This window comes from Pseudomonas sp. Irchel 3F3, from assembly GCF_900187545.1.
GTDB classification, from domain to species: Bacteria; Pseudomonadota; Gammaproteobacteria; order Pseudomonadales; family Pseudomonadaceae; genus Aquipseudomonas; species Aquipseudomonas fortuita.
The window spans coordinates 14,151-39,428 of record NZ_FYDS01000011.1; the positions used below are offsets into that span (position 1 = coordinate 14,151).

The window sequence follows — 25,278 nt, forward strand, 5'->3', positions numbered from 1 at the left end:
GCGTGCCCGCGAAAGGGCCAGTACAGGCAGCATCATTGTTTAGGAAACAGCCCATTCCCACACCGGGAACAGAACGCCGCCCCATGCTCATGCGTCTTCTTGTGACACGTCGGGCAATCATGCTGCAACTGCTCCCCGCGCATGGCATTGGCCAGTTCGGCGGTAAAGATGCCGGTCGGCACAGCAATGATCGAGTAACCGGTAATCATCACCAGCGACGACAGCACCTGCCCAAGCGGCGTCTTTGGCACGATATCGCCAAAGCCCACGGTGGTGAGGGTGACGATGGCCCAGTAGATGCCTTTGGGGATGCTGGTAAACCCATGTTCCGGGCCTTCGATCACATACATCAGCGTGCCGAACACCGTTACCAGGGTCGATACGCTGACCAGGAACACGATGATCTTCTGCTTGCTACCGCGCAGCGCCTCCATCAGGTAGTTGGCCTGCTTGAGGTACGGGCTGAGCTTGAGCACGCGGAAGATCCGCAGCATGCGGATGACCCGGATGATCAGCAGGTACTGGGCGTCGCTGTAGTACAGGGCGATGATCCCGGGGACGATCGCCAGCAGGTCGACCAGGCCATAAAAACTGAAGGCATAGCGCAAGGGCTTGGGCGAGCAGTACAGGCGGGTGATGTACTCGGCCAGGAAAACGGCAGTAAAGCCCCATTCGATGGCCGCCAGCACGCCGGAGTAGCCCTGGTGCACTTCGTCAATGCTGTCGAGGATGACAGTGACCAAGCTGGCCAGGATGATCAACAAGAGGATTTTGTCGAAGCGGCGACCGGCTACGGTGTCGGTCTGGAAGACCATGATGTAGAGGCGTTCGCGCAGGGATAGCGGAGGGGGCATGGGTTGTGTTCCGAAAACGAAGCAGCAAGCCTAGAGGGTCTTTGCCCAAGGCTGCAACGAATGAGCTGTTAAAATTGCTAGTTTTCCGGATCGGATTGGCTGGACCAGAATAGCTTAGGGTCAGGGGGCATGAGGCGAGTATGAAATGAACAATGGACAGTTACCCGAGCAAATCGCTGTCGAGGGTGGTCAGGCGAAGTGGATACGGTCATACACAGCTTATGGGTATTCACTGAATTGGCCGATTCCTTCAGTAGGTTTCAATGGCGAAAGGCACGATGGTACCTTGCAAGCCTATGCGCTGGGCAATGGCCACCGATTTTATAGCCCCATTTTTATGCGCTTTCACAGCCCGGATGGTTTAAGCCCTTTTGGGCAGGGTGGGCTGAATGCTTACTGTTATTGTGAGGGTGATCCGATAAACAGCTCTGACCCGTCAGGTCAGATGAAAAGTATGAAAACTGGGCTAACTGCTGAGTTTAAGCGCTTAGGCATACCGAGCACTTTCAAACCAGGAGTGAAGAAATATTTCGAGAACAGCTCTGAAGCTTACAGCTTGGGTATTGGTAATGCTGGATACGAGATTTCCAAAGGGAAGGATGGACGGTTTACGGTGGCGAAGGTTGCTGGTCTGGGCGCTACTCGGAAACAGTTGGAGCGATCTCAAGCGGACAATGCTCGCCTTCAAGAACAGAATCTAGCGCTGCAGAGGAAGATCGATGAGCAGCTAGCGCTACGCCGTCTTCCGAAGCCTCTTCATCCTCTACCTCCGCCCTCGCCACCGCCCCCACTTCCGCCCCGGGGCCTACCAAAGAGGATGTCCTCGGCACCCGATCCAGCCCCCATTAGGCAGCCGTCAGAGACGGAGTGGATATCTGCAGCCCCCAGTCAGTTCGGTAATTGATGTGAGCTGTCTTTCTGTGTCCTGTGACCTAGGTGACCCGCTACATGCATCAGCCAACAGGCGGCGACAAAGGGCGCGGTCAGGCCAGGAACCGGCAGCAGCTTGAATAGCGGTTGCAGCAGCAAGGCCAGGGCAATCGCCAGCAGCGTCACCCACGGCTTTTCACCTTGTCTGCTGAAGGCCAGTGCCGCCAAGGCTGCGTTGAAACCGTGTAGCCCCAACCAGGCACCTTGCGCCTGATCGGCGAGCAGCGCCACACCGCCACCGATGGCCGAGCCGATCACAGCCCACATTGCCGCATAGGGGTTGGCAATGAACATGCCGACAATGATCAGCAAGCCGGCCCAGGGCTGGTCGAGCAGGAAGATCTGACCCACACCACGCGCCAGGGCCTGCAGCGGGTCGGCTTCGACGAAGCCGCTGGGGGCGGGGCTGGTGATCAGCAGGGTGGCCCAGCCCAGCAGCACAAACGGCGCGGTGTAGGCGATCAGCAGTTTGCCGCCGCGCTTGCGCCACTGGTGGGTAATGATGCTGGACAGCCCGCCGGCAGCGATGATCAGCGGCGGCAGCATGACCGACCAGGGCAACACGGCGCTGATCAGGATGCCGATCAGCACGCCGTTGTAGCAGTACAGCCCGGCCTGGCGGTCGGCGCGGTCGTAGCCGCGGGCCTGGGCGGTGAGCAGGCCGGCCAGGGCGCCGAGCAGGGCGCCGCCGACCAGGTCGGGCGCGGTCAGCAGGATGGCCAGCAGGCAGCACAGGCCGCACAGGGGGTTGCGCAGCAGCAGCACCTGGCTGAAGCCGTTGAGTAACGCCGTGGCCCAGTCAGGGCACGGGTTGACGAAATTTTTGGTGTACATGGGGCAGTCAGTGAGGTTGATGGGGGAGCGGTGGGCCTCTTTGGGCCTCGTTTTTCCGCAGGTTTGTTGTCGTGGTGCAAGGGGAGGGCTTTGCCCTCCATTCGCGGGGCAGGCCCGCGCCCACAGGTAAAGCGCTTTCCTTGGGACAGCGGCGTACTTGTGGGAGCGGGCTTGCCCCGCGAAAGGGCCTTTGGATCAGATCAAAGTCTCGATCCGCAGCGTGTTAGTCGAGCCTGGCTTGCCGAAAGGCACACCGGCAGTGATCAGCAGCGTGTCGCCACGGCTGGCCATGCCTTGCGCCTGGGCAATCTCCAGGGCGGTGGAAACCACCTCGTCCACCTGACGCAGGCGGTCGTTGACCACCGAATGCACGCCCCAGGCCACGCTGAGGCGGCGCGCGGTGTTCAGGTTCGGTGTCAGGTTGAGGATCGGTGCCCGTGGCCGCTCGCGTGCAGCGCGCAGGGTCGAGGCGCCCGACTCGCTGTAGTTGACCAGCACCGCCACCGGCAGGATGCCGCTGATGCGGCGGATGGCGCAGCTGATGGCGTCCGACACGGTGGCCTCGGCTTTTGGCCGGCCAACGTCGAGCTGGGCCTGGTAGTCCGGGCCGTTTTCCACCTGGCGTATGATCTTGCTCATCATCTGCACGGCTTCCAACGGGTAGTCACCCGAGGCAGTCTCAGCCGACAACATGACCGCATCGGCACCTTCGGCCACGGCGTTGGCCACGTCGGTGACTTCGGCCCGGGTCGGCGCTGGGGAGAAACGCATGGACTCGAGCATCTGCGTGGCCACCACCACCGGTTTGCCCAGCTGGCGGCAGGTGCTGATGATGCGCTTCTGGATTTGCGGCACGCTTTCGGCCGGCACTTCCACGCCAAGGTCACCGCGGGCCACCATGATTGCGTCTGCCAGTTCGGCGATGGCTTGCAGTTGTTCGACTGCCGACGGCTTCTCGATCTTGGCCATCAGGTAGGCACGGTCGCCAATCAGCTGGCGGGCTTCAACGATGTCCTCAGGGCGCTGTACAAACGACAGGGCCACCCAGTCCACGCCCAGTTCCAGGCCAAAGGCCAGGTCGCGGCGGTCCTTTTCGGTGAGCGGGGACAGGTCGAGTACTGCTTGCGGTACGTTGACGCCCTTGCGGTCGGACAACTCGCCACCGTTCAGCACTTCAGTGTCGATGGCGTCGTTGTGCTTGGCGGTGACGCGCAGGCGCAGCTTGCCGTCGTCCAGCAAAAGGTCCATGCCGGGCTCAAGGGCTGCGATGATTTCAGGGTGTGGCAGGTTGACCCGACGGCTGTCGCCCGGGGTCTTGTCCAGGTCCAGGCGCAGGGCCTGGCCGCGTTGCAGCTGCACCTTGCCTTCAGCGAAGCGGCCCACGCGCAGCTTCGGCCCCTGCAGGTCCATGAGGATACCCAGCGGGTAGTTCAGTTGCTGCTCCACTTCGCGGATCCACTGGGAACGCAGGGCGTGGTCAGCGTGTTCGCCGTGGCTGAAGTTGAGGCGGAAGATGTTCACCCCGGCTTCGACCAGTTGGCGGATGTCGTCGATGCCGTTGATCGCAGGGCCGAGGGTGGCGAGGATCTTTACTTTTTTATCAGGCGTCATGATTGGGCAGTCTCGAGGATCAGGATGGCGCGGAAGTCGTTGACGTTAGTGCGGGTCGGTTCGGTGACGATCAGCGCATCCAGCGCGGCGAAATAGCCATAGCCGTTGTTGTTGTCCAGCTCGTCGCTGGCCGACAGGCCCAGGGCCTCGGCGCGGGCGTAGCTGCCTGGGGTCATGAAGGCACCGGCGTTTTCTTCCGAGCCATCGATGCCGTCGGTGTCGCCGGCCAAGGCGTATACACCTGCGAGGCCTTTCAGGCTTTCAGTGAGGCTGAGCAGGAACTCGGCGTTGCGCCCGCCACGGCCATTGCCGCGTACGGTCACAGTGGTTTCGCCGCCTGACAGGATCACGCAGGGTGCCTTCAGTGGCTGGCCATGCTGGACGATCTGCCGGGCGATACCGGCGTGCACCTTGGCCACCTCGCGTGATTCGCCTTCCAGGTCGCCGAGGATCAGCGGGCTGAAACCTGCCTGTCGGGCTTTTACCGCAGCGGCTTCGAGCGATTGCTGGGGTTTGGCAATCAGCTGGAAGTGGCTGCGAGCCAGGGCCGGGTCATCGGCCTTGACGGTTTCCGAAGCCGGGTTGTTCAGCCAGTCGATGACTGCTTTGGGCGCTTCGATGTTGTAGCGTTTCAAAATAGCCAGGGCGTCAGCCGACGTGCTCGGGTCGGCCACGGTGGGGCCAGAGGCGATCACGGTGGCAAGGTCGCCCGGTACATCGGAAATGGCATAGGTGTAGACCGTGGCCGGCCAGCAGGCCTTGGCCAGGCGGCCGCCCTTGATCGCCGAGAGGTGCTTGCGCACGCAGTTCATCTCGCCGATGGTGGCGCCGGATTTGAGCAGTGCCTTGTTGATCTGTTGCTTGTCGGCCAGGGTAAGGCCCTCGGCCGGCAGTGCCAGCAGGGCGGAACCACCGCCAGACAACAGGAAGATGACGCGGTCGTCTTCATTGAGGTTGCTGACCAGCTCCAGCACGCGCTTGGCTACCGCCAGGCCGGCCGCGTCGGGGACCGGGTGGGCGGCTTCGACCACCTCGATCTTCTGGCAGTTGGCGCCGTGGCCGTAACGGGTCACGACCAGGCCGGAAACTTCGCCCTGCCAGCTTTTCTCGACCACTTCGGCCATGGCGGCTGCGGCCTTGCCGGCGCCGATGACGATGACCCGGCCGCTACGGTCGGCGGGCAGGTAGGGTTCGAGGACTTGGCGGGGGTGGGCGGCAGCGATGGCTGTGTCGAACAGCTCGCGGAGAATTTTTTGCGGATCGACCGACATGGCAGGCTCCCAGTTATTGTTGTTCTGCAAAACCAAAAACGCCCCTGGAACTGCCTCCGTGCAGGCCGAACCAGGGGCGGGTGTTGCTCGGTGCTCCCGCTGAACCTGTGGTCGCAGGTTCAGCGGTGTTGGCTTCTTCGCGCCGAACCGCCGCGAAGAGGCCGGTACGGTCTACAACTTACTTGTCGCCGCGGATCGAGAAGTTGGCCATGTGCTCCAGGCCTTTGATCAGCGCCGAGTGGTCCCAGTTACCGCCACCCAGGGCCTGGCAGGTGTTGAACACTTGCTGGGCATTGGAGGTGTTGGGCAGGTTGATGCCCAGTTCCTTGGCACCTTGCAGGGCAAGGTTCAGGTCTTTCTGGTGCAGGTTGATGCGGAAGCCTGGGTCGAAGGTGCCTTTGATCATGCGCTCTGCGTGCACTTCGAGGATTTTCGACGAAGCAAAGCCGCCCATCAGTGCTTCACGCACCTTGGCCGGGTCGGCGCCGTTCTTGGCGGCAAACAGCAGGGCTTCGGCCACGGCCTGGATGTTCAGGGCGACGATGATCTGGTTGGCAACCTTGGCGGTCTGGCCGTCACCGTTACCACCCACGCGGGTGATGTTCTTGCCCATGGCTTCGAACAGCGGCAGGGTGCGCTCGAAGGCTTTCGGGCAGCCACCGACCATGATGCTCAGGGTCGCGGCCTTGGCGCCGACTTCACCACCGGACACCGGGGCGTCCAGGTAGGCTGCGCCGGTTGCCTTGATTTTTTCGGCGAACGCTTTGGTGGCGGTAGGCGAGATCGAGCTCATGTCGATCACGACCTTGTTCGGGCCCACGCCTTCGGCAACGCCGTTTTCACCGAACAGTACGGCTTCCACCTGCGGGGTGTCCGGCACCATGACGATGATGAATTCGGCTTCCTGGGCAACTTCTTTCGGGTTGGCCAGGGCCACTGCACCGGCGGCGATCAGGTCGGCTGGCGCGGCGTCGTGGTGGGTGGAAACGAACAGGCTGTGACCTGCTTTTTGCAGGTTTTGGGCCATGGGCTTGCCCATGATGCCGGTGCCGATGAAACCGATTTTAGCCATGATAATGTGCCTCTTATATTTGTTGATACCTGACTGCGGGGCTGCCACAAAACCCTGTGGGAGCGGGCTTGCCCCGCGAATGCGATCGGTCAGGCAATGGAGGTGTCTTTGCGGGCGCTTTCGCGGGACAAGCCCGCTCCCACATGGGTTTTCAGCCAGCCCAGGCCCGCTTCGGTGGTGGTCTTGGGCTTGTACTCCGCGCCCACCCAGCCCTGGTAGCCAATGCGGTCCAGGTGCTCGAACAAGAAGCGGTAGTTGATTTCGCCAGTACCAGGCTCGTGACGGCCCGGGTTGTCGGCCAGCTGAATGTGGTTGATCAGCTGCAGGTTGGTTTCCATGGTGCGAGCCAGGTCACCTTCCATGATCTGCATGTGGTAGATGTCGTACTGCAGGAACAGGTTGTCACTGCCCACTTCAGCCTGGATTTCCAGCGCCTGCTGGGTGGTGTTCAGGTAGAAGCCCGGGATGTCGCGGGTGTTGATCATTTCCATGACCAGACGAATACCGGCAGCCTTGAGCTTGTCGGCGGCGTAGCGCAGGTTCTCCACGAAGGTCTTGCGCACGGTGGCGCAGTCCGGGCCTTGTGGGCGAATGCCGGCCAGGGCGTTGACCTGGGTATTGCCCAGCACCTTGGCGTACTCGATGGCCTTGTCGACACCGGCACGGAATTCTTCGATGCGGTCGGGGTGGCAGGTGATACCGCGCTCACCCTTGGCCCAGTCGCCAGCAGGCAGGTTGAAAAGCACCTGGGTCAGGCCGTTGGCTTCTAGCTGCTGCTTGATGTCGGCAGCGCTGAAGTCATACGGGAACAGGTATTCGACGCCGCTGAAACCAGCATCGGCGGCAGCCTTGAAGCGGGCCAGGAAGTCCTGTTCGGTGAACAGCATGGACAGGTTGGCAGCGAAGCGAGGCATGAGTTGTCTCCTTGCGTTGAAGGCCCCCAGGGCGTGCCTGGGGGCGTCAGGCGATCAGTCCAGCATCGAGATGGCGGTTGGCGCGTCGTTGCCGACCAGCGCCAGGTCTTCGAACTCGTTGACCGCGTTGATCTCGGTGCCCATGGAAATGTTGGTCACGCGCTCGAGGATCACTTCGACCACGACCGGCACGCGGAACTCTTCGGCCATCTTCTGTGCCTTGAGCAGGGCAGGGGCGATCTCAGCCGGCTCGAATACGCGAATGGCCTTGCAGCCCAGACCTTCGACCACTGCAACGTGGTCGACACCGTAGGTGGCGGCGTCGGTCGAGTTGATGTTCTCGAACGCCAGTTGTACACAGTAATCCATGTCGAAGCCACGCTGCGCCTGACGGATCAGACCCAGGTAGGCGTTGTTCACCAGTACGTGGACGTACGGCAGGTTGAACTGCGCGCCAACTGCCAGTTCTTCGATCATGAACTGGAAGTCGTAGTCACCCGACAGCGCGACCACCTTGCGTTTCGGGTCTGCTTTCACTACACCCAGTGCGGCAGGAATGGTCCAGCCCAGCGGGCCGGCCTGGCCGCAGTTGATCCAGTGGCGTGGCTTGTAAACGTGCAGGAACTGCGCGCCGGCAATCTGCGACAGACCGATGGTGCTGACGTAGGTGGTGTCCTTGCCGAATACCTGGTTCATCTCTTCGTACACGCGCTGCGGCTTGACCGGCACGTTGTCGAAGTGGGTCTTGCGTTGCAGGCTGGCTTTGCGCTGCTGGCAGTCTTCCAGCCAGGCAGCACGGTCTTTCAGTTTGCCAGCGGCTTTCCACTCGCGGGCCACTTCCAGGAACACGTCCAGGGCCTTGCCGGCGTCGGACACGATACCCAGGTCCGGGGTGAATACGCGGCCGATCTGGGTCGGTTCGATGTCGACGTGCACGAACTTGCGGCCTTCGGTGTAGACATCGACGGAGCCGGTGTGGCGGTTGGCCCAGCGGTTACCGATACCGAACACCAGGTCGGATTTGAGCAGGGTGGCGTTGCCGTAGCGGTGCGAAGTTTGCAGCCCGACCATGCCGACCATTTGTGCGTGGTCGTCCGGGATGGTGCCCCAGCCCATCAGGGTCGGGATTACCGGTACGCCGGTCAGTTCGGCGAACTCAACCAGCTTGTCGCTGGCATCGGCGTTGATGATGCCGCCACCGGCTACCAGCAGCGGACGCTCGGCGTCGTTGAGCAGGGCCAGGGCTTTTTCAGCCTGTACGCGAGTGGCGGACGGCTTGTTGACGGCCAGCGGCTCGTAGGCGTCGATGTCGAATTCGATTTCGGCCATCTGCACGTCGAACGGCAGGTCGATCAGTACCGGGCCTGGGCGGCCGGTGCGCATTTCATAGAAGGCCTTCTGGAAGGCGTAAGGCACCTGGCCTGGCTCCAGAACGGTGGTTGCCCACTTGGTCACCGGCTTGACGATGCTGGTGATGTCGACGGCCTGGAAGTCTTCTTTGTGCAGGCGTGCACGCGGGGCCTGGCCGGTGATGCAGAGAATCGGGATGGAGTCGGCCGAGGCGCTGTACAGGCCGGTGACCATGTCGGTGCCGGCTGGCCCGGAAGTGCCGATGCACACGCCGATGTTGCCCGGGTTGGCACGGGTGTAGCCCTCGGCCATGTGCGAGGCACCTTCGACGTGGCGAGCGAGGACGTGATCGATGCCACCGACTTTCTTCAGGGCCGAGTACAACGGGTTGATGGCAGCCCCTGGGATGCCGAACGCGGTATCTACACCTTCACGGCGCATGACCAGAACGGCTGCATCGATTGCTCTCATTTTGCTCATGGGTTGTGCCTCATCGATTTTGTAATTGTATACAACTTGCTTTGCGATAGAGTGTATTCACGGCTGGCGGCTCAGGTCAATGGGTTTTCATCGGGTGGGCCAGGATTCGTCAGAGCGGCCGTGAAAACGGCTATTTGCGCCATCGCATACGATCGTTTCAAAATATTGTATACAAAAATGCCTTTCGTTGTGTTCTATTTGCCCTATCGGTTTTCAACTGCCCTCAGGGCTTCTCACAACAAGAAGAGGACCTTTCCATGAACGTCTTGAACCTGAAAGTCGCTGTCAGCCTGGTGAACGCCGCACTGGCGGCGGGCCGCAAGATCAATGCCGCGCCACTGACCGTGGCGGTGCTGGATGCCGGCGGGCACCTGCTGGCGCTTCAGCGTGAGGACGGCGCCAGCCTGATCCGGCCTGAGGTGGCCACTGGCAAAGCCTGGGGGGCGATTGCCCTGGGCAAGGGATCGCGCTTGCTGGCGCTGGATGCGCAGCAACGGCCGGCGTTTTTTGCCGCATTGAACGGGATGGGCGAGCGGCCGGTGGTGCCGGCGCCGGGGGGCGTGCTGATCCGTGATCAGGACGGCAAGGTGCTGGGTGCGGTAGGGATCAGCGGCGATACGTCGGATATCGACGAGCAGTGTGCAATCAGTGCAATCGAGGAGGTGGGTATGAAGGCGGATGCGGGTGTAGCAGCCTAAATCGCTGTGGCCTGATCTGGCCACAGCGCCGGCAAGCCAGCTCCCACAGGTACACCACAGTGATCAGGAACTGTGGAAATCCTGTGGGAGCTGGCTTGCCGGCGATTGGGCTGCAAAGCAGCCCCACTGGCCCTGTCAGGCTGCTTCAGGCTCACAGCCTTTCAAGACCATGCGGATGATGGTCTCGGCTGCCGCGTCATAATCGCTGTCGGCCAGCTTGGCCTTGCCGGTCACCGCAGAAATCTGCCAGTCAAAATCTGCATAGGTCTGTGTCGCCGCCCAGATGCTGAACATCAGGTGGTGCGCATCCACGTGGGCGATCTGCCCGCGGTCGATCCAGCGCTGGATGCACTCGATGTTGTGCCGGGCCTGTTCGTTCAGCTGCTCTACCTGGTTCGGCGACAGGTGCGGGGCGCCGTGCATGATCTCGCTGGCAAAAACCTTGGAGGCGTGTGGCAGGTCGCGCGAAATGCGGATCTTCGAACGAATGTACGCACTCAATACTTCCTTCGGGTCGCCGTCGGCATTGAACGGCGTCGACGCCTGCATGATTGGCGCGATGATGCTTTCCAGGACCTCGCGGTAGAGGTTGTCCTTGGACTTGAAGTAGTAATACACGTTCGGCTTGGGCAGGCCGGCCTTGGCCGCGATATCGCTGGTCTTGGTGGCGGCGAAGCCCTTGTCGGCGAATTCCTCGCTGGCCGCGCGCAGGATCAGTTCCTTGTTGCGCTCGCGAATGGTGCTCATGGTCAGGGATCTTCCTCGTGTCTGGCCACCTCTAAGAGGGATCGGGCATGGTAGCACCGGGCTCGACGGGCGCTCAAGGCAGCGGCTTTGGGCTAGAATCCGTGGCACACACTTATCGGGATACAGGCAAACATGGCAGGAAGCAGTCTACTGGTACTGATCGACGACATCGCCACGGTGCTTGATGACGTCTCGCTAATGACCAAGGTGGCGGCAAAAAAAACTGCAGGTGTGCTGGGCGATGACCTGGCGCTGAACGCTCAGCAGGTTACCGGTGTGCGTGCCGAGCGGGAGGTCCCGGTGGTGTGGGCGGTGGCCAAGGGGTCATTCGTCAACAAGGCAATCCTGGTGCCGGCGGCGCTGCTGATCAGCGCGTTCATTCCGTGGGCAGTGACGCCGCTGTTGATGATCGGTGGTGCCTACCTGTGCTTCGAAGGCTTCGAGAAGCTGGCGCACAAGTTCTTGCACAGCAAGGAAGAGGACGACGCGCAGCACAAGGCGCGAAAGGAAGCCGTGGCTGATGCCAATGTCGACCTGGTGGCCTTCGAGAAGGCCAAGATCAAGGGCGCGGTGCGCACCGACTTCATCCTGTCGGCCGAGATCATTGCCATTACCCTGGGTACCGTGGCCGATGCGCCGCTGAGCCAGCAGATCATCGTGCTGTCGGGCATCGCCATCGTCATGACCATCGGCGTATACGGGCTGGTGGCGGGTATCGTCAAGCTCGATGACCTGGGGTTGTGGATGACCCAAAAGGCGTCGAGCGTGACCCAGGCCGTCGGCAACGGCATCCTGCGGGCTGCGCCCTACATGATGAAGAGCCTGTCGGTGATCGGCACGGCGGCGATGTTTTTGGTCGGCGGTGGGATTCTGGTGCATGGCATCGAGCCGCTGCATCACGCCATCGAAGCGTTCAGCGAGGGGCGCGGTGGCGCCCTGACCGGGGCGCTGCTAAACGGTCTTGTCGGGGTGGTGGCCGGTGCCGTGGTACTGGCGGTGGTAGCGATTGCCGGCAAATTGTGGCGGGCGATCCGGCCGGGCACATGAGGCTGCAGGGCCGGGGCTTTGCCCACAAGTACACTGCAAACCTCAGAAACAGCTTTAACCCTGTGGCAGCGGGCAAGCCCGCGAACACCGGCAAAGCCGGTGCCATATACCGCGTTGTTGGCTCACGGGTTTATTGTTCTACCACCGCACCTTGATCCTGTGGTTTCCAGGCCAGCAGCCCTTTGCTGAAGTCGTTTGCCGCACTCTGGTAGTACGCGATAGCCCGGCGGATCAGCGGGTTGTCGCTGGTGGCTGCCATTTCCCGGCTGTTGCCCAAGGCATCCTGGTGCACCCGCATGCCGCCGCGTGGGCTGAGGATCGCCAGGTCCTTGCCGTCGAACAGCCCCAAGTGCTGGTAGTTGCCGATCAAGACCCGTGGCGGCAAGGCATCCTCACCCAACAGGTCGCGGCCAAAGAAGGTTGAGGTGTAGCTGAGGTTGAGCAGGCCGAGCAAGGTCGGTGCAAGGTCGATCTGGCTGGCCAGTTGTGCGTCTTCGCGCGGGGCGATCAGTTTGGGTGCATAGATCCACAGCGGAATCTGGTAATTGCTCACCGGCAAGTCTTCCACGCCGGCGCTACCGGCGGTGTGGTCGGCGACGAAGACGAACAACGTATTGTCAAACCACGGCTTGCCCTTGGCCTCGCGCAGGAACTGGGCGATGGCATGGTCGGTGTACTTCACGGCACCTTCGCGGCCGTCGCCCGAGGGGATGTCGATGCGGCCGTCCGGGTAGGTATAAGGGCGGTGGTTGGAGGTGGTCATCAGTTGTAGCAAGAACGGCTGCTGCTTGGCATGGTCGGCATCGGCCAGTTTCAGCGCCTGCCGATACAGGTCTTCATCGGCCATGCCCCAGGCATTCTTGAAGCCGATTTCGCTTTCATCCACGCTGCTTTGGTCGACGATGCGGTAACCGTTGCCGCTGAAGAAGGCGTTCATGTTGTCGAAGTATCCGCGCCCACCATAGACGAACACGGGGTCATAGCCGACTGCAGCCAGTTGCTGGCCGAGGCTGCCGTAGCCGCTTTCACGGCCGATGCGTTTGACAATGGAGCGCCCCGGCGTTGGCGGAATCGACAGGGTAATGGCCTCCAGGCCGCGATCGGTACGGGTGCCGGTGGCATAGAAGTTGTTGAAGTACAGGCTCTCGCGGCGCAAGACATCCAGGTTGGGCGTGAGGTTGCGCGGGTCGCCGTTGCTGCCCATGTACTTGGCGCTGAAGCTCTCGATGGTGACCAGGATGATGTTGGGCTTGCGTGGCTCGCCGCTGGCGCTGATGTGGCGGCGAATGTCCTCGGGCTCGCTGGCCTGGAACCGTGCGTTGGGCTCGGCCAGTTCCTGGTGCATCTGCGCACCGGCTTGTGCTGCGTCGAGGCTGGCATAGAACTGGGTGTAGTCGAGTTCGTTGTTACGGAACGCGGCAAAGAACTGATACGGTCCGTTACTGGCCAACTCGCGCTGGTAGGCATTGCCGCCCTGGCCGCGGGGGAACTGCTGGTCGATCAGCAGCGCGCTCAGCCCGCCTAGCACTGCCAGCAGCGCAATACCGCCCAGGCGCTGGCGCAGGTTGGCGCTGGGCGCTGCCAGCGCCCGGGCCAGTGGTTTGTGCAGGATCAGGGCAAGCAGCACCGCAACCACGGCAATACAGCCCAACAGGGTCGGTAGCGGGTAGGACTCGCGGATGTTGTCCAGCACCTCCTTGGAGTACACCAGGTAGTCGACGGCGATGAAGTTGAAGCGTACCCCGAACTCGTCCCAGAACAGCCACTCGGCCACGGCGACGAACAGCATCACGAACAGGCTGACGACCAGCACCCCGCTCATCAGCCGGTGGTGCCAGCGTGTGCGCCACAAGGCGGCCGGGCACACTGCCAGGTACAACCCCAGCGGCAGTGCGGCGTAGGTGAGGAAGCTCAGGTCGTAAAGGGCCCCACTGAAGAGCAGTGAGAGGTAGTCGCCATGGACTTCATCCAGATGGGTAGCCAGCAATATCAGGCGGGTCAGCAGGAAAATGCCAAACCACAGTGAGCAAACTAACAGAAGATACCGCCAGGGGGCGGTGAGGGAGGTGCGCATTAAGTAGGCCTGTTTTCTTTTTTTGAATGCAGAAGACAAGCATGCTAAAGGGCGGAGTGCAAAAAAATTGTCAAAACAGAGGGGGCTATTGTGCTATTTGATGTGTTGTTGATTGTCTTGATGCTGTGTTTTTTTAAGGCGAGACTTAATGCAATTAAGAACTATCTGAATCCGCTGTAGGAAATTACTTACATGATGCGCATGGAATTGCACGTGACAACGCGTTAAAAATACAACGCGCTGTCACGTTTCAGCGCATCAGAAGTGCACTTTTACCAGGAAACTCATGGTGTTCTGGTCGGTGGTAAAGGCATCGCTGTCCTTGATGCCATATTTGTTTTTCCAGTAGTCGTATTCCACACCCACATACAGTTGTTTCTCGCCCAGGTGCAGCGCCTTGCCCAGGTCATACTTGATCTGCGGGTTGAAATGCAGGTTGGCGTGGTAGGTACCGCGGCGGTTCTCGTCGTTGTCCACCACCCAGTCCATGAAGCCATCAATCAGCACATCGGAATCGCCCACCGGGATGGTGTACGACCATACCGGGGTGATCTGCCATACGTTGTCGCCAGCGCGGCTGCCGTCGGTGGTGCGGTTGTAGAAGTTCAGCTGGAAGTAGTCGAAGCCGGGAATGGCCAGGTCGAAACCTGGGCCGATCAGGTACGACTCGGTGTCACCCTCGCCAAACTCGTAGGTCATCGCCAGCAGCACATCCTTGACCGGGCCGAACTCGACCTTCTGGTCGAAGATCTTGTTGAACGACAGGCGTGGGCTGATCTCACCGTAATAGGTGTTCGGGCCGTTGCCGGCATCTTTCTGGCCTTGGTAGAAGATCTTGTCGACAAAGATGAAATTGTCGCCGTACTTCCAGCCATCGGCGTGTTCGAACGTGACGGTTTGCTGAATGGCCGGGTTGACCTTGAAGTTCTTGCCCCACAGGTAAGTCAGGCTGTTGTTCTGCCATTGCAGCAGGTCGCCGCCGAAGGTGGTGCCGCAGGCCAGCAGGCCGCCGGCGAGGATCAGGCTGTTGATGGTACGCATTGCGAGTGTCGCTCCCTTGATTGATCTGTTGTCAGCGCTCGTTGATGGCGCTTTTGTTGTCTTGCGAGTCAGCTTTTTTCGATAGGCCACAGCTGTTTGGCAAGGGTTGGGCCAACTTTTCCGGGTTGGCAAAACCTTCCTGCTCGACTTCGTTCTGAACGGATGAAAAGGGTCTTTCAGGCTGGCAACACGTTGGCCAACCGCCCGTATTCATTGACTGAGCGGTCAGTAAACGCAGGCAGAATCCGTTCTGCCCTGATCGAGGGGGCGCGCAGATTACTGGCTTGCGCGCCGCGCCTCAAGTGCTCCGTCCTGGAGCGTGCTGTATCAAACTTGTGCGTTTGGTCAGCTTCTTAGAAGTGTACTTTGATTAGCGCACTGGCGACACTCTGGTTGCTCTCCAGGTTGCCGCGGCTATCGATGCCATATTTGTCCTTCCAGTAGCTGTACTCAAAGCCCACGTACAGCTGCTTGGCGCCCAGGTTCAGCGCCTTGCCCAGGTCGTATTTGACCTGCGGGTTGAAGTGCAGGTTGGCGTGGTAGGTGCCCCGACGTGTCTGGTCGTTGTCGGGGACCCAGTCCATGTAACCGTCGATCAGAATGTCCGACCTGCCCACCGGGATGGTGTAGGACCAGCCGGGGGTGATCTGCCAGACGTTGTCGCCTGGGCGGCTGCCTTCGGTGTTGCGCACGTAGAAGTTGAGGGTGAAATAGTTGAAGCCGGGGATGTTCAGGTCAAAGCCGGGGCCGATCAGGTAGGCTTCGTTGTCGCCTTCGCCCCGCTCGTAGGTCATGGCCAGCAGCACGTCCTTGATCGGGCCGAAGGCCAGCTTCTGGTCGAAGATCTTGCCGAACGACAGGCGCGGGCTGAACTCGCCGTAGTAGGTGGTCACGCCTTTGCTGGCGTCGGCTTTGCCGTTGTAGAAGATCTTGTCGACGAACATGAAGGTGTCGCCGTACTTCCATTTGTTGGCGTGCTCGAACGTGATGGTCTGTTGGATATCAGGGTTGACCTTGAAGTCCTTGCCATACAGGTATGTCAGGCTTTCGCCATGCCATTGCAGCCATTCGCCTGCATGCGAGGGTAGGGTGGCCAGCAGGCTGCTGCCCAACAACAGGGACGTGGTGATGCGCTTCATGTTGTGATTCCCGGACTTATTGTTTTTGTTGGCGGTTTTTTTGGCGCAAAAGCACCCCGGGCGACCCATTCCGGCGGGTCGACGGCGTAGCGGTTACTGCAGGCGTAGGTGAGGGGCGGCAATGCGCCGCCCCTGCAGGCTCAATGCTGGTGACAGACGTCGTTGTGCACCGCGCGGTCGGCGCCACCGAGGATGTTGAACAGGACGTTCAACACCAGGGCACTGACCGTGGCCATGGCGATACCACTGTGGGTGATGGGTTCCATCCACTGCGGCATCTGGGCAAAGAACTCAGGACGCACCACGGGAATCAACCCGAAGCCGACGCTCACCGCCACCAGCAACTGGTTGCGGCGGTCGCCGATGTCCGCCTCCTGAAGAATCTTGATCCCGGTGGCGGTGACCATGCCGAACATGGCAATGGAGGCACCGCCCAGTACCGCAGGCGGGATCGAGGCAATCAGGAAGGCCGCCTTGGGCAGCAGGCTGAGCAGGATCAGCAATGCACCGGCCACGATGGTGACAAAGCGGCAGCGCACCCCGGTCATCTGCACCAGGCCGATGTTCTGGGCGAACGAGGAGTGGGTGAAGGTGTTGAAGAAGCCGGCAATGAACGATGCACCGGCATCGCACAGCAGCCCGCGACGCAGCATCCCTGGCGTGACTTCGCGATCAGTCACCTTGCCCAGGGCCAGGAACATGCCGGTGGACTCGACGAAGATGATCACCACCACCAGGCACATCGACAGGATCGGCGCCAGGCTGAAGGTCGGCATGCCGAAGTGCAGTGGGGTTACCACCTGCAACCACGGAGCGTCTTTCAGGCCAGACAGGTCGACCATGCCGATGGAGCCGGCCAGGATGTAGCCAAGGCCCATGCCTACCAGTACCGACACGTTGACCCAGAAGCCGCGCATGAAGCGGTTGATCAGCAATATCACCGCCAGCACCAGACCGGCCACCAGCAGGTAGATGGGCGAGCCGAAGGTTTCGGCTTCATGGCCGCCACCGGCCCAGTTGACCGCCACCGGGAACAGCGACAGGCCAATCGAGGTGATCACCGTACCGGTGACCAGCGGCGGGAAGAAGCGCACGACTTTGGACATGAACGGCGCGATCAGCATGCCGAAGAACCCGGCGGCGATGGTCGCGCCGAAGATCCCCTGCAGGCCTACGCCGGGCATGCCGGCCATGGCCACCATGCTGCCGACGGCAGCGAAACTGGCACCCATCATCACCGGCATGCGGATGCCCACCGGGCCGATACCGAACGACTGGATAATGGTGGCGACGCCAGCGACCAGCAGGTCGGCGTTGATCAGGAATGCGACTTCTTCACGGGACAACCCGGCGGCTTGGCCGATGATCAACGGCACGGCAATCGCGCCACCGTACATCAGCAGAACGTGTTGCAGGCCAACCAGGAACAGTTGGAACAGGGGCAAGGGTTCGCGCGGCGGCGCAATGGGAATATACGCCTTGCGTGACTCGGACATGCAGCACCTCGAGTTTTGTTTTTATTCTCGGATCCAAGCGACAAGCTCCAAGCGGCAAGCTTCAGGAAGAAGCTTGGATTTCCCGCTGTGAATGCTGACGCTCGATGCTTGCTTGTTGCGTAACACATGAAGCTTTGAGGCCGGGGCTACCGGCCTCTTCGCGGGCAAGCCCGCTCCCACAGGGGAGGTGATCCCCTTGGGAGCGGGTTGGCTGGCGAGGTGCTATCAGTTGACCTGGGCGCCTTTGGCGATCCAGTCGCCGACGAGCTTGCGCTCTTCGGTGGTCATCTGGGTGATGTTGCCCAGCGGCATGATCTGGCTGGCGACCGCTTGCGCCTGGATGCGCGCGGCCTGGGCCTGGATCTGCTGCGGGGTGTCGAACATCACGCCGGCAGGGGCGGCGCTGAACAGTGGGCTGGTCGGCTTGGACGAGTGGCACACGGTGCAGCGTTCCTGGATGACATTGTGGATCTTGTCGAAGTCGCCACCGCCGGCCTGGGCAGCGGCCTGGGCCGGTGCTTGCGCAGGTGCAGCCGGCGCTTCGGCAGCCTTGGCGGCGTCCTCGGCGCGCTGCTCGGCAGCGGTCTTGCCACCGACGGCAGTCGCAGGCAGCGGCTGGTACTCCACTTTCGCTGCGGCTTGCTCAGGGCTTACGGCCATCGGTTTAGGACCGGTGACGTAGGCCAGGCAGATCATCGCCAGGGCGCCGACCGGCAGGGTCCAGGCGTACTTGTTGCTGTCGTGGCGGGTGTTGAAGTAGTGGCGGATCAGAACCGCGGCTACTGCGATACCAGCCAGGATCAGCCAGTTGTACTGGCTACCGTAGGTGCTCGGGAAATGGTTGCTGATCATGATGAACAGCACCGGCAGGGTGAAGTAGTTGTTGTGACGCGAGCGCAGCAGGCCCTTGGCCGGCAGTACCGGGTCGGGTGTCTGGTTGTTCTCGATCGCCGCCACCAGCTGGCGCTGGGCCGGCATGATGATGCGGAACACGTTACCGACCATGATGGTGCCGATGATCGCGCCGGTGTGCAGGTATGCACCACGGCCGCTGAACACCAGGCTGAAGCCCCAGCAGGCGGCGATGATCAGCACGAACAGCACACCGCCGAGCAGCGCTGGCTTCTTGCCCAGGGGCGAGTCGCACAGGAAGTCGTAGATGAACCAGCCAGCGATCAGCGAGCCGATACCGATGGCCACGCCTTCGGCACCGCTCAGGGTGCTGCCAGGTGCCAGCAGGTACAAGGCCGGGTTCCAGTAGAACACCACGCACAGCAGGGCGATACCGGACATCCAGGTAAAGTAGGCTTCCCATTTGAACCAGTGCAGGTTCTCGGGCATTTTCGGGGGCGCGAGTTTGTATTTCTCCAGGTGGTAGATACCACCGCCGTGAATCGCCCAGAGATCACCCGACAACCCATCGCGCGGGTTGCTTCGGTTCAGGTGGTTCTCCAGCCAGACGAAGTAGAACGATGCACCGATCCAGGCGACACCGGTGATCATGTGAACCCAGCGAATGCTCAGGTTCAGCCATTCGTGAAGGTGTGCTTCCACAGTATGTACCTCTGCCGATCACCTTGCGATGATCGACCTTTTCTTATTGGTGGGGATTGAGGATCAGCATCTGTTCCTCGGTGAAGTAATGCTCATCGCAGTTGTTGCCAGAACCACTGCGATCAACCACCAGGAAATCATCCCGCTTTTCGATCGTGAGCACCGGGTGGTGCCAAACGCCGCGATGGTAATTGATGCCCTGCCTGCCATTACTGCGGAAGGCGCGGACCAAGCCTGATACAGGTGCATCGCCAACGGGCGCGACCACGATCAGAAAGGGGTTGCCGAGCAGCGGGATGAAAGCCTGGCTGCCCAGCGGATGGCGTTCCAGCATGCGCACGGTCAGCGGCATGTCCAGCGCGTCGGCGCGGAAGATGCTGATGATCGCCTTGTCTTCGGGCTCGGCGGTCTCGACCGTGGCGAGCTTGTGGAAGCGCATGGTCGAGCCGTTGTTGATCATGAAGTGGTCGCTGCCGTCGGTTTCGATCACGTCTCCGAACTGGGCGAAGGCTTCTTTGGTCAGGGGCTCGATCATCAGGGTGCGCATGCGGGTCTCTCTTATATATTCGTTGTACTGAAAAGGTTCGGCTGCCGTTTACAACTGCAGCAGGCGGAACAGGGCGATCAGGTTGATCTGCGCCAGGGCTTCCTTGAATTCGGCATCGGCATCGTTGTGAATGCGCTTTTCAAAGGCGGCGAGGATCTGGTGCCGGTTGCTGCCCTTCACCGCCATGATGAACGGGAACTGGAACTTGGCCTTGTAGGCATCGTTCAGCTCGGTGAAGCGGGCGAACTCTTCGGCGGTGCACTGGTGGATACCGGCGCCGGCCTGTTCGTTAGTGCTCGATTCGGTCAGCTCGCCCTGGATGGCGGCCTTGCCGGCCAGGTCCGGGTGAGCATTGATCAGCGCCAGCTGGTCGGCGTGGTTGGCGCTGAGCAGGATGTCGCTCATGCGCTGGTGCAGCGCTTCGATCTCGTCCAGCTCGCTCAGCTGACCCAGGTCGTAGGCTTTTTCGGCAACCCAAGGCGAGTGCTCGTAGATGTCGGCGAAGGCCTCGACGAAGGCGTCACGGCTCAGGGCGGAGGGCTTGAGGGTGTTGAAGGCGGTCATCAGGCGTTCTCTTTCTTGTACGGGTGGGTGGCGTGCCAGTGGCGGGCGATATCCACGCGACGGGCGAACCAGACCTGGTCATGGCTTTTTGCGTAATCGACGAAGCGCTTGAGTGCAGCCAGGCGTGCCGGGCGGCCGACCAGGCGGCAGTGCAGGCCGATGGACAGCATTTTCGGTGCTTCGGCGCCTTCGGCGTACAGCACATCAAAGGCGTCTTTCAGGTACTGGAAGAACTGCTCGCCGCAGTTGAAACCCTGTACCTGGGTGAAGCGCATGTCGTTGGTGTCCAGGGTGTAGGGGATCACCAGGTGCGGCTTGCCGGTGGGGTTGTTCGGCTCCCAGTAGGGCAGGTCGTCGTCGTAGGTGTCGCTGTCGTACAGGAAACCACCTTCTTCCATCACCAGGCGGCGGGTGTTCGGGCCGGTGCGGCCGGTGTACCAGCCTACCGGGCGCTCGCCGGTGAGTTCGGTGAGGATGCGGATGGCTTCGAGCATGTGCTCGCGCTCCTGGGCCTCGTCCATGTTCTGGTAGTCGATCCAGCGGTAGCCGTGGCTGCAGATCTCGTGGCCGGCTTCGGCCATGGCGCGGATCACGTCGGGGTGGCGCTGGGCGGCCATGGCCACGGCGAAGACGGTCAGTGGCACGCCGCTGTCCTTGAACAGCTTCAGCAGACGCCACACGCCAGCACGGCTGCCGTATTCGTACAGCGATTCCATGCTCATGTTGCGCTGGCCCTGCAACGGTTGGGCAGCGACCATCTCGGACAGGAAGGCTTCGGACTCTTTGTCACCGTGCAGGATGTTGCGTTCGCCACCTTCCTCGTAATTGAGGACGAAAGACAGCGCGATGCGAGCGTTGCCCGGCCATTGCGGGTGAGGAGGGTTGTTGCCGTAACCGATCAGGTCGCGAGGGTAGTCAGCGCTCACTGCAGTCTTCCTTCTTGTGCGTTAGTGCGGGTGGTGGGCGGGCCGCGTCGGTATGTCGCACCACCGGATGGGCTGATTGTATACAACTTCTGAAATCTTTTGTAAGCCTGTTTTTCCGCATTTCTTTCCTTTCGTCGCCGCGCAGCGACCTTGCAACACAGTGCAAGAAACCTGCCTGATTGGTCAGCTAATGACGTTTGCCTCGTTGCGGTGCCTGTATTTGCGACCGGTGGGTCGTTTAAGGGCACGAAACGCTGGGGGCGACAGATGGGTTCAAAAAATTGTGTACAATTTAGCGATGGAATGTCTTAATGGCGTCATTCCCGCCTGCCGCAGGCGCTATGCTGGTGCGATGGCTGAGTATTTTTTGCCCACAGATTGAACAAGAGGCGACACGCAATGGGACGTTTGACCACACACGTACTGGATGCCGCGCATGGCTGCCCGGGCAGCTCGATCAAGGTCGAGCTGTACCGCGTCGAAGGCCAGCAGCTGGAGCTGGTGAACACCGCCCTGACCAATAGCGATGGCCGCGTCGACGCGCCGCTGCTGCAGGGTGACGACTACCGCACCGGGGTGTATCAGTTGCAATTCAGCGCGGGTGATTACTACCGCGCCCGTGGCGTGCAACTGCCGACCCAGGCGTTTCTGGATGTTGTTGTGCTGCGCTTTGGCATCGACGAGTCGCAGGAGCACTATCACGTGCCGCTGCTGATCTCGCCGTACAGCTATTCGACCTATCGTGGAAGCTAGTTGGTCGCTAGAAGAATCTTCGTAGGTCCTTTGGCCCGCTCTCACACTGGCGGGCTTTTTTTCGTCTGCTGTATTTACATAGTGAAGTGAAACAACCCTTCGACTCACATTTTTGTCAGTAGTCGCATTTGGCGGTGTCTGTAATGATCAAGTGCACAACTCGTACTTGAGGACCACGCTTGGTGAACGCAAAAAATGTATATTCGCCTTATGGCTATCACTTGCCTAGCCAGGGTGTGCTCGGTTTCGAGGGTGATCGGCGGGATCCAGTCACCGGACATTACCATTTGGGTAACGGTTATCGAGCATTCAACCCCTCTTTGATGCGGTTCAATAGCCCGGACAATCTGAGTCCGTTCGATCGAGGTGGCTTCAACGCCTATGCCTATTGCCAAGGGGACCCGGTGAATTACCAGGACCCAAGCGGTCATAGCATTTGGAGAATGCTGGCGAGCGCTCTACAGACGCCTAAGCGAGTGGAAACGATGACTGCGGTTTCCCGCGAGGTGAAATTTACACAATTACTGGGGTGGCATGGGACGAGTCGCAAAGAGCTGCCCTCGCTGCACAAAGGTCTATCGTCAGGGCATTCAGAGGTTCATAGACAAGCTCAAGGGCCGGGGTTCTATGTTGCGCCAAGCCGTGATCATGCCCAAAAATACGCTGACGTCCACCCCGACGGTATCGTCTTGGCGGTAGTTGCAAGCGACGATATGAGCTTGGTTCCCGGCATTGGTTATAAAAAGGATGTGTTTGATGTAGTGGTTGTGAGAGAGCCCGCATTTGACGTTGTCAGGGTGCGTGAAGAGGTTCCGGAAGGAGCGACACGGGCTCGACTTCCTCGAACCGGTATCTTCGCGAAAATACCCGCACCGATTAGATAAAAATGAACGGGCGCCGAAACGCCCTTTTTAATGAACGCCTGCTCAGAGGAACACGAACTTTGCAATAAAGATCGCGCACAGCACCCACAGGCTGGCTGAGATTTCCTTGTACTTACCGGTACCCGCCTTCAGCGCCACGTAGCTAATAAAGCCCAGGGCAATGCCGTCGGCGACCGAGAAAGTCAGCGGCATCATGATCACCGTGACAATCGCCGGAATGCTGTCGGTAGCCTCATCCCAGTGTATGTGCGCCATGCTGCCCATCATCAGCATCGCTACATAGATCAGCGCCCCCGCCGTTGCATAGGGCGGAATCATCCCGGCCAGTGGGGCGAAGAACATCGCGGCGATGAACAGCAGGCCGACCACCACTGCCGTAAGGCCCGTACGGCCACCTGCGGCGACACCTGCAGCACTTTCCACATAGCTGGTGACCGGCGGCACGCCGACCACGGCCCCGAACACACTCGAAGCACTATCGGCCTTCAGTGCCTTCGACAGGTTTTCGATACGCCCGTCCGGCGCCACCAGGTTGGCCCGTTGCGCCACCCCCATCAAAGTGCCAGCCGTGTCGAACATGTGCACGAACAGAAACGCCAGCACCACGCTGATCATGCTGACGTTGAACACCCCGGCCACGTCCATGGCCATCCAGGTCGGTGCCAGGCTTGGCGGCATCGACATCACCCCGCCAAACGTGACCAGGCCCAGGCCCCAGCCTGCCAGGGTGACGCCAATGATGCTGATCAGGATCGCGCCGAATACCCGCTTGTAGCTGAGGATGGCAATCAGCAGAAAGCACACGGCCGCCAGCAGCGGCCCCGGCTCATGCAGCGAGCCCAGCTTGATCAGGGTGGCGGGGCTGTCGACGATGATGCCTGCCGTCTTCAGGCCGATCAGCCCGAGAAACAATCCGACGCCGGCCCCCATGGCATGGCGCAGGCTGACCGGGATGCTGTTGAGCAACCATTCGCGCACTTTCGACAAGGTCAGGAACATGAACAGCACGCCCGAGACAAACACTGCCCCCAGTGCCGTTTCCCAGTTGTAGCCCATGGTGCCGACCACGGTGTAGGTGAAGAAGGCGTTAAGCCCCATGCCCGGTGCCAGGCCCACCGGCCAGTTGGCGTACAGGCCCATCAGCAGGCAGCCCAGCGCGGCGGCGATGCAGGTGGCGACGAAGGCGGCACCATGGTCGATGCCGGCGTCGGCCATGATGTTGGGGTTGACGAAGATGATGTAGGCCATGGTGATGAAGGTGGTCACCCCGGCGATCATTTCGGTTTTGACGGTGCTGCCGTGTTGCTTGAGTTTGAAAATCCGCTCCAGCCAGCTCGTTTCGAGTGGTGGGGCGAGATCCAGCGTAGGGGCTTCGGATTTGCGGCTTTCCACAGCAGGTACTCCTCAAGTCTTTCTTGTTGTTATGGAGCCAGTTTCCTGCGCAATGCACTTGGCGGCTCCGCGAGGGAAGGCAGACGTCTGACCATTTTGTTGACTCATGGGTCAAGAAGTTGCTCGGTGGATTATGCTTTTGTGTACAAAGAATGCAAATAATGTTTTATGTTTTGTGTGCGCAATGCGTCGTACAACGGCTATATAGGTAAAACGCCCCCTGCGGAATCGCCTCAGCCTGTGTACAATGGCGCCATACTTTCTCTTCGTGCCTCGAGAGCCCATGAACGAACAGCTGCAACCTCTGAAGAAACCTGCACGTGTCGGCAAGGCCGGCCGCAGCGGTACCCAGGACGATATCGTCTACGCGCACATTTTCGAGGCGATCCTCGAGCAGCGCCTGGCGCCGGGCACCAAGTTGAGCGAGGAAGCGCTGGGCGAAATCTTCGGCGTCAGCCGCACCATCATCCGCCGCGCCCTGTCGCGCCTGGCCCACGAAAGCGTGGTGCTGCTGCGGCCGAACCGCGGTGCAGTGGTGGCCAGCCCGACGGTGGAAGAGGCGCGCCAGGTGTTCTTCTCGCGACGCATGGTGGAGCGGGCCATCACCGAACTGGCCGTGCAGCACGCCACCCTGGATCAACTCAACGAGCTGCGGCAGATGGTGCGTGAGGAGCGCGACAGTTTCTCGCGCGGTGACCGCGGTGCCGGTATTCGTCTTTCCGGCGAGTTCCACCTCAAGCTGGCCGAAGCGGCGGGCAATGCACCCCTGGTGAGCTTCCAGCGCAGCCTGGTGTCGCAAACCTCACTGATCATTGCCCAGTACGAAAGCGGCAACCGCTCGCATTGTTCGTACGATGAGCACATGCAGCTGATCGATGCCATCGAGGCGCGTGATGCCGAGCAGGCCGTAAGCTTGATGATGCACCACATGGACCACATTGACAGCAAGCTGAACCTGGACGAGGAGAGTGCCTCGGACGATCTGCATGCGGTGTTCTCGCATTTGCTGAAAAAGCCCAAGGTTTCAGCGAAGGGTTGATCGTTTGCAAGGTGATTGAAGGGGGCTGCTTTGCAGCCCCCAGTCATTTTTGGCCATCAGC

The 25,278-nt window shown here is 60.7% G+C and carries 22 protein-coding genes and 1 pseudogene; 6 read left to right on the forward strand and 17 right to left on the reverse strand.

Translation table 11 applies throughout. The annotated features are described in order from the left end of the window. Positions 1-32: 32 nt before the first annotated feature. Positions 33-854 (reverse strand): ion transporter, encoded by an 822-nt coding sequence (locus CKW35_RS22415; RefSeq protein WP_095116905.1) that lies wholly within the window; start codon positions 852-854, stop codon positions 33-35. A 145-nt stretch (positions 855-999) separates the two neighbouring features. Here CKW35_RS22415 and CKW35_RS28935 point away from each other — a divergent pair, with 145 nt between their 5' ends. After that, positions 1,000-1,758 (forward strand): RHS repeat-associated core domain-containing protein, encoded by a 759-nt coding sequence (locus CKW35_RS28935; protein WP_095116907.1) that lies wholly within the window; start codon positions 1,000-1,002, stop codon positions 1,756-1,758. On the opposite strand, the gene CKW35_RS22425 is transcribed toward CKW35_RS28935, so the two are convergent. The 6 genes from CKW35_RS22425 to gcl form a co-directional block, all read right to left on the reverse strand. Further along, positions 1,743-2,618 carry an urea transporter gene (locus CKW35_RS22425; RefSeq protein WP_060519362.1) on the reverse strand — a complete coding sequence of 292 codons (876 nt, stop codon included), beginning with the start codon at positions 2,616-2,618 and terminating at the stop codon, positions 1,743-1,745. The genes CKW35_RS28935 and CKW35_RS22425 overlap by 16 nt on opposite strands. Before the next feature lie 195 nt (positions 2,619-2,813). Further along, positions 2,814-4,229, reverse strand: a complete 1,416-nt coding sequence (gene pyk, locus CKW35_RS22430; protein WP_095116909.1) for a pyruvate kinase — start codon at positions 4,227-4,229, stop codon at positions 2,814-2,816. Further along, the gene (locus tag CKW35_RS22435) at positions 4,226-5,500 is read right to left on the reverse strand and encodes a glycerate kinase (protein WP_024717675.1); all 1,275 of its coding nucleotides are present in this window, start codon (positions 5,498-5,500) and stop codon (positions 4,226-4,228) included. Before CKW35_RS22435 ends, pyk begins: the two co-directional genes overlap by 4 nt. Before the next feature lie 178 nt (positions 5,501-5,678). Further along, positions 5,679-6,572 carry a 2-hydroxy-3-oxopropionate reductase gene (locus CKW35_RS22440; RefSeq protein WP_016488375.1) on the reverse strand — a complete coding sequence of 298 codons (894 nt, stop codon included), beginning with the start codon at positions 6,570-6,572 and terminating at the stop codon, positions 5,679-5,681. A gap of 89 nt (positions 6,573-6,661) precedes the next feature. Further along, on the reverse strand, positions 6,662-7,486 hold the full coding sequence (hyi, locus tag CKW35_RS22445; protein ID WP_016488374.1) for a hydroxypyruvate isomerase: 825 nt from the start codon (positions 7,484-7,486) through the stop codon (positions 6,662-6,664). Positions 7,487-7,540: 54 nt separating this feature from the next. Beyond that, positions 7,541-9,316, reverse strand: a complete 1,776-nt coding sequence (gcl, locus tag CKW35_RS22450; RefSeq protein WP_016488373.1) for a glyoxylate carboligase — start codon at positions 9,314-9,316, stop codon at positions 7,541-7,543. A 257-nt stretch (positions 9,317-9,573) separates the two neighbouring features. Between gcl and CKW35_RS22455 the strand changes: the two genes are divergently transcribed. Further along, positions 9,574-10,014, forward strand: coding sequence for a heme-binding protein (locus tag CKW35_RS22455; protein WP_016488372.1), 441 nt, complete (start codon positions 9,574-9,576; stop codon positions 10,012-10,014). A 135-nt stretch (positions 10,015-10,149) separates the two neighbouring features. Here the strand turns inward: CKW35_RS22455 and CKW35_RS22460 are convergent, their stop codons facing one another. Then, entirely contained in the window at positions 10,150-10,761 is a 612-nt protein-coding gene (locus tag CKW35_RS22460) for a TetR/AcrR family transcriptional regulator (RefSeq protein WP_010955036.1), read from the reverse strand. Positions 10,762-10,893: 132 nt separating this feature from the next. On the opposite strand from CKW35_RS22460, the gene CKW35_RS22465 reads away from it, so the two are divergent. After that, complete coding sequence (locus CKW35_RS22465) at positions 10,894-11,808, forward strand: DUF808 domain-containing protein (protein ID WP_016488371.1); 915 nt, start codon at positions 10,894-10,896, stop codon at positions 11,806-11,808. 130 nt (positions 11,809-11,938) lie between these two features. On the opposite strand, the gene CKW35_RS22470 is transcribed toward CKW35_RS22465, so the two are convergent. The 8 genes from CKW35_RS22470 to puuE all read right to left on the reverse strand — a co-directional run bounded on the left by CKW35_RS22470 (position 11,939) and on the right by puuE (position 21,149). Then, positions 11,939-13,882 (reverse strand): LTA synthase family protein, encoded by a 1,944-nt coding sequence (locus tag CKW35_RS22470; protein ID WP_095116911.1) that lies wholly within the window; start codon positions 13,880-13,882, stop codon positions 11,939-11,941. A 258-nt stretch (positions 13,883-14,140) separates the two neighbouring features. After that, positions 14,141-14,923, reverse strand: coding sequence for an outer membrane protein OmpK (locus tag CKW35_RS22475; protein ID WP_016488369.1), 783 nt, complete (start codon positions 14,921-14,923; stop codon positions 14,141-14,143). Between the two features lie 353 nt (positions 14,924-15,276). Then, positions 15,277-16,062, reverse strand: a complete 786-nt coding sequence (locus tag CKW35_RS22480) for an outer membrane protein OmpK (protein ID WP_023047851.1) — start codon at positions 16,060-16,062, stop codon at positions 15,277-15,279. Positions 16,063-16,202: 140 nt separating this feature from the next. Beyond that, positions 16,203-17,558 (reverse strand): nucleobase:cation symporter-2 family protein, encoded by a 1,356-nt coding sequence (locus CKW35_RS22485; protein ID WP_016488367.1) that lies wholly within the window; start codon positions 17,556-17,558, stop codon positions 16,203-16,205. Between the two features lie 225 nt (positions 17,559-17,783). Then, entirely contained in the window at positions 17,784-19,112 is a 1,329-nt protein-coding gene (locus tag CKW35_RS22490; RefSeq protein WP_016488366.1) for a urate hydroxylase PuuD, read from the reverse strand. Between the two features lie 43 nt (positions 19,113-19,155). Next, positions 19,156-19,659: an ureidoglycolate lyase gene (locus CKW35_RS22495; protein ID WP_016488365.1), complete on the reverse strand. Its 504-nt coding sequence runs from the start codon at positions 19,657-19,659 to the stop codon at positions 19,156-19,158. A gap of 48 nt (positions 19,660-19,707) precedes the next feature. Then, complete coding sequence (gene uraD / locus CKW35_RS22500; RefSeq protein WP_016488364.1) at positions 19,708-20,223, reverse strand: 2-oxo-4-hydroxy-4-carboxy-5-ureidoimidazoline decarboxylase; 516 nt, start codon at positions 20,221-20,223, stop codon at positions 19,708-19,710. Then, entirely contained in the window at positions 20,223-21,149 is a 927-nt protein-coding gene (gene puuE, locus CKW35_RS22505; RefSeq protein ID WP_016488363.1) for an allantoinase PuuE, read from the reverse strand. The genes uraD and puuE overlap by 1 nt, the downstream gene beginning before the upstream one ends. Positions 21,150-21,548: 399 nt before the next feature. Between puuE and uraH the strand changes: the two genes are divergently transcribed. Continuing rightward, complete coding sequence (uraH, locus tag CKW35_RS22510) at positions 21,549-21,902, forward strand: hydroxyisourate hydrolase (protein WP_023048949.1); 354 nt, start codon at positions 21,549-21,551, stop codon at positions 21,900-21,902. A 179-nt stretch (positions 21,903-22,081) separates the two neighbouring features. After that, positions 22,082-22,343: pseudogene (locus CKW35_RS28690) on the forward strand (RHS repeat-associated core domain-containing protein); the annotation flags it as partial. A 485-nt stretch (positions 22,344-22,828) separates the two neighbouring features. Here CKW35_RS28690 and CKW35_RS22520 read toward each other — a convergent pair. After that, positions 22,829-24,178: an NCS2 family permease gene (locus tag CKW35_RS22520; RefSeq protein ID WP_016488362.1), complete on the reverse strand. Its 1,350-nt coding sequence runs from the start codon at positions 24,176-24,178 to the stop codon at positions 22,829-22,831. Between the two features lie 283 nt (positions 24,179-24,461). Here CKW35_RS22520 and CKW35_RS22525 point away from each other — a divergent pair, with 283 nt between their 5' ends. Then, entirely contained in the window at positions 24,462-25,217 is a 756-nt protein-coding gene (locus tag CKW35_RS22525; RefSeq protein WP_012273431.1) for a GntR family transcriptional regulator, read from the forward strand. Positions 25,218-25,278: the final 61 nt, after the last annotated feature.

Excerpts from the sequence above, each read along its gene's own strand:
- CKW35_RS22415 (WP_095116905.1), bottom strand. The coding sequence starts at position 854 with ATGCCCCCTCCGCTATCCCTGCGCGAACGCCTCTACATCATGGTCTTC.
- CKW35_RS28935 (WP_095116907.1), top strand. The coding sequence starts at position 1,000 with ATGAACAATGGACAGTTACCCGAGCAAATCGCTGTCGAGGGTGGTCAG.
- CKW35_RS22425 (WP_060519362.1), bottom strand. The coding sequence starts at position 2,618 with ATGTACACCAAAAATTTCGTCAACCCGTGCCCTGACTGGGCCACGGCG.
- pyk (WP_095116909.1), bottom strand. The coding sequence starts at position 4,229 with ATGACGCCTGATAAAAAAGTAAAGATCCTCGCCACCCTCGGCCCTGCG.
- CKW35_RS22435 (WP_024717675.1), bottom strand. The coding sequence starts at position 5,500 with ATGTCGGTCGATCCGCAAAAAATTCTCCGCGAGCTGTTCGACACAGCC.
- CKW35_RS22440 (WP_016488375.1), bottom strand. The coding sequence starts at position 6,572 with ATGGCTAAAATCGGTTTCATCGGCACCGGCATCATGGGCAAGCCCATG.
- hyi (WP_016488374.1), bottom strand. The coding sequence starts at position 7,486 with ATGCCTCGCTTCGCTGCCAACCTGTCCATGCTGTTCACCGAACAGGAC.
- gcl (WP_016488373.1), bottom strand. The coding sequence starts at position 9,316 with ATGAGCAAAATGAGAGCAATCGATGCAGCCGTTCTGGTCATGCGCCGT.
- CKW35_RS22455 (WP_016488372.1), top strand. The coding sequence starts at position 9,574 with ATGAACGTCTTGAACCTGAAAGTCGCTGTCAGCCTGGTGAACGCCGCA.
- CKW35_RS22460 (WP_010955036.1), bottom strand. The coding sequence starts at position 10,761 with ATGAGCACCATTCGCGAGCGCAACAAGGAACTGATCCTGCGCGCGGCC.
- CKW35_RS22465 (WP_016488371.1), top strand. The coding sequence starts at position 10,894 with ATGGCAGGAAGCAGTCTACTGGTACTGATCGACGACATCGCCACGGTG.
- CKW35_RS22470 (WP_095116911.1), bottom strand. The coding sequence starts at position 13,882 with ATGCGCACCTCCCTCACCGCCCCCTGGCGGTATCTTCTGTTAGTTTGC.
- CKW35_RS22475 (WP_016488369.1), bottom strand. The coding sequence starts at position 14,923 with ATGCGTACCATCAACAGCCTGATCCTCGCCGGCGGCCTGCTGGCCTGC.
- CKW35_RS22480 (WP_023047851.1), bottom strand. The coding sequence starts at position 16,062 with ATGAAGCGCATCACCACGTCCCTGTTGTTGGGCAGCAGCCTGCTGGCC.
- CKW35_RS22485 (WP_016488367.1), bottom strand. The coding sequence starts at position 17,558 with ATGTCCGAGTCACGCAAGGCGTATATTCCCATTGCGCCGCCGCGCGAA.
- CKW35_RS22495 (WP_016488365.1), bottom strand. The coding sequence starts at position 19,659 with ATGCGCACCCTGATGATCGAGCCCCTGACCAAAGAAGCCTTCGCCCAG.
- uraD (WP_016488364.1), bottom strand. The coding sequence starts at position 20,223 with ATGACCGCCTTCAACACCCTCAAGCCCTCCGCCCTGAGCCGTGACGCC.
- uraH (WP_023048949.1), top strand. The coding sequence starts at position 21,549 with ATGGGACGTTTGACCACACACGTACTGGATGCCGCGCATGGCTGCCCG.
- CKW35_RS22525 (WP_012273431.1), top strand. The coding sequence starts at position 24,462 with ATGAACGAACAGCTGCAACCTCTGAAGAAACCTGCACGTGTCGGCAAG.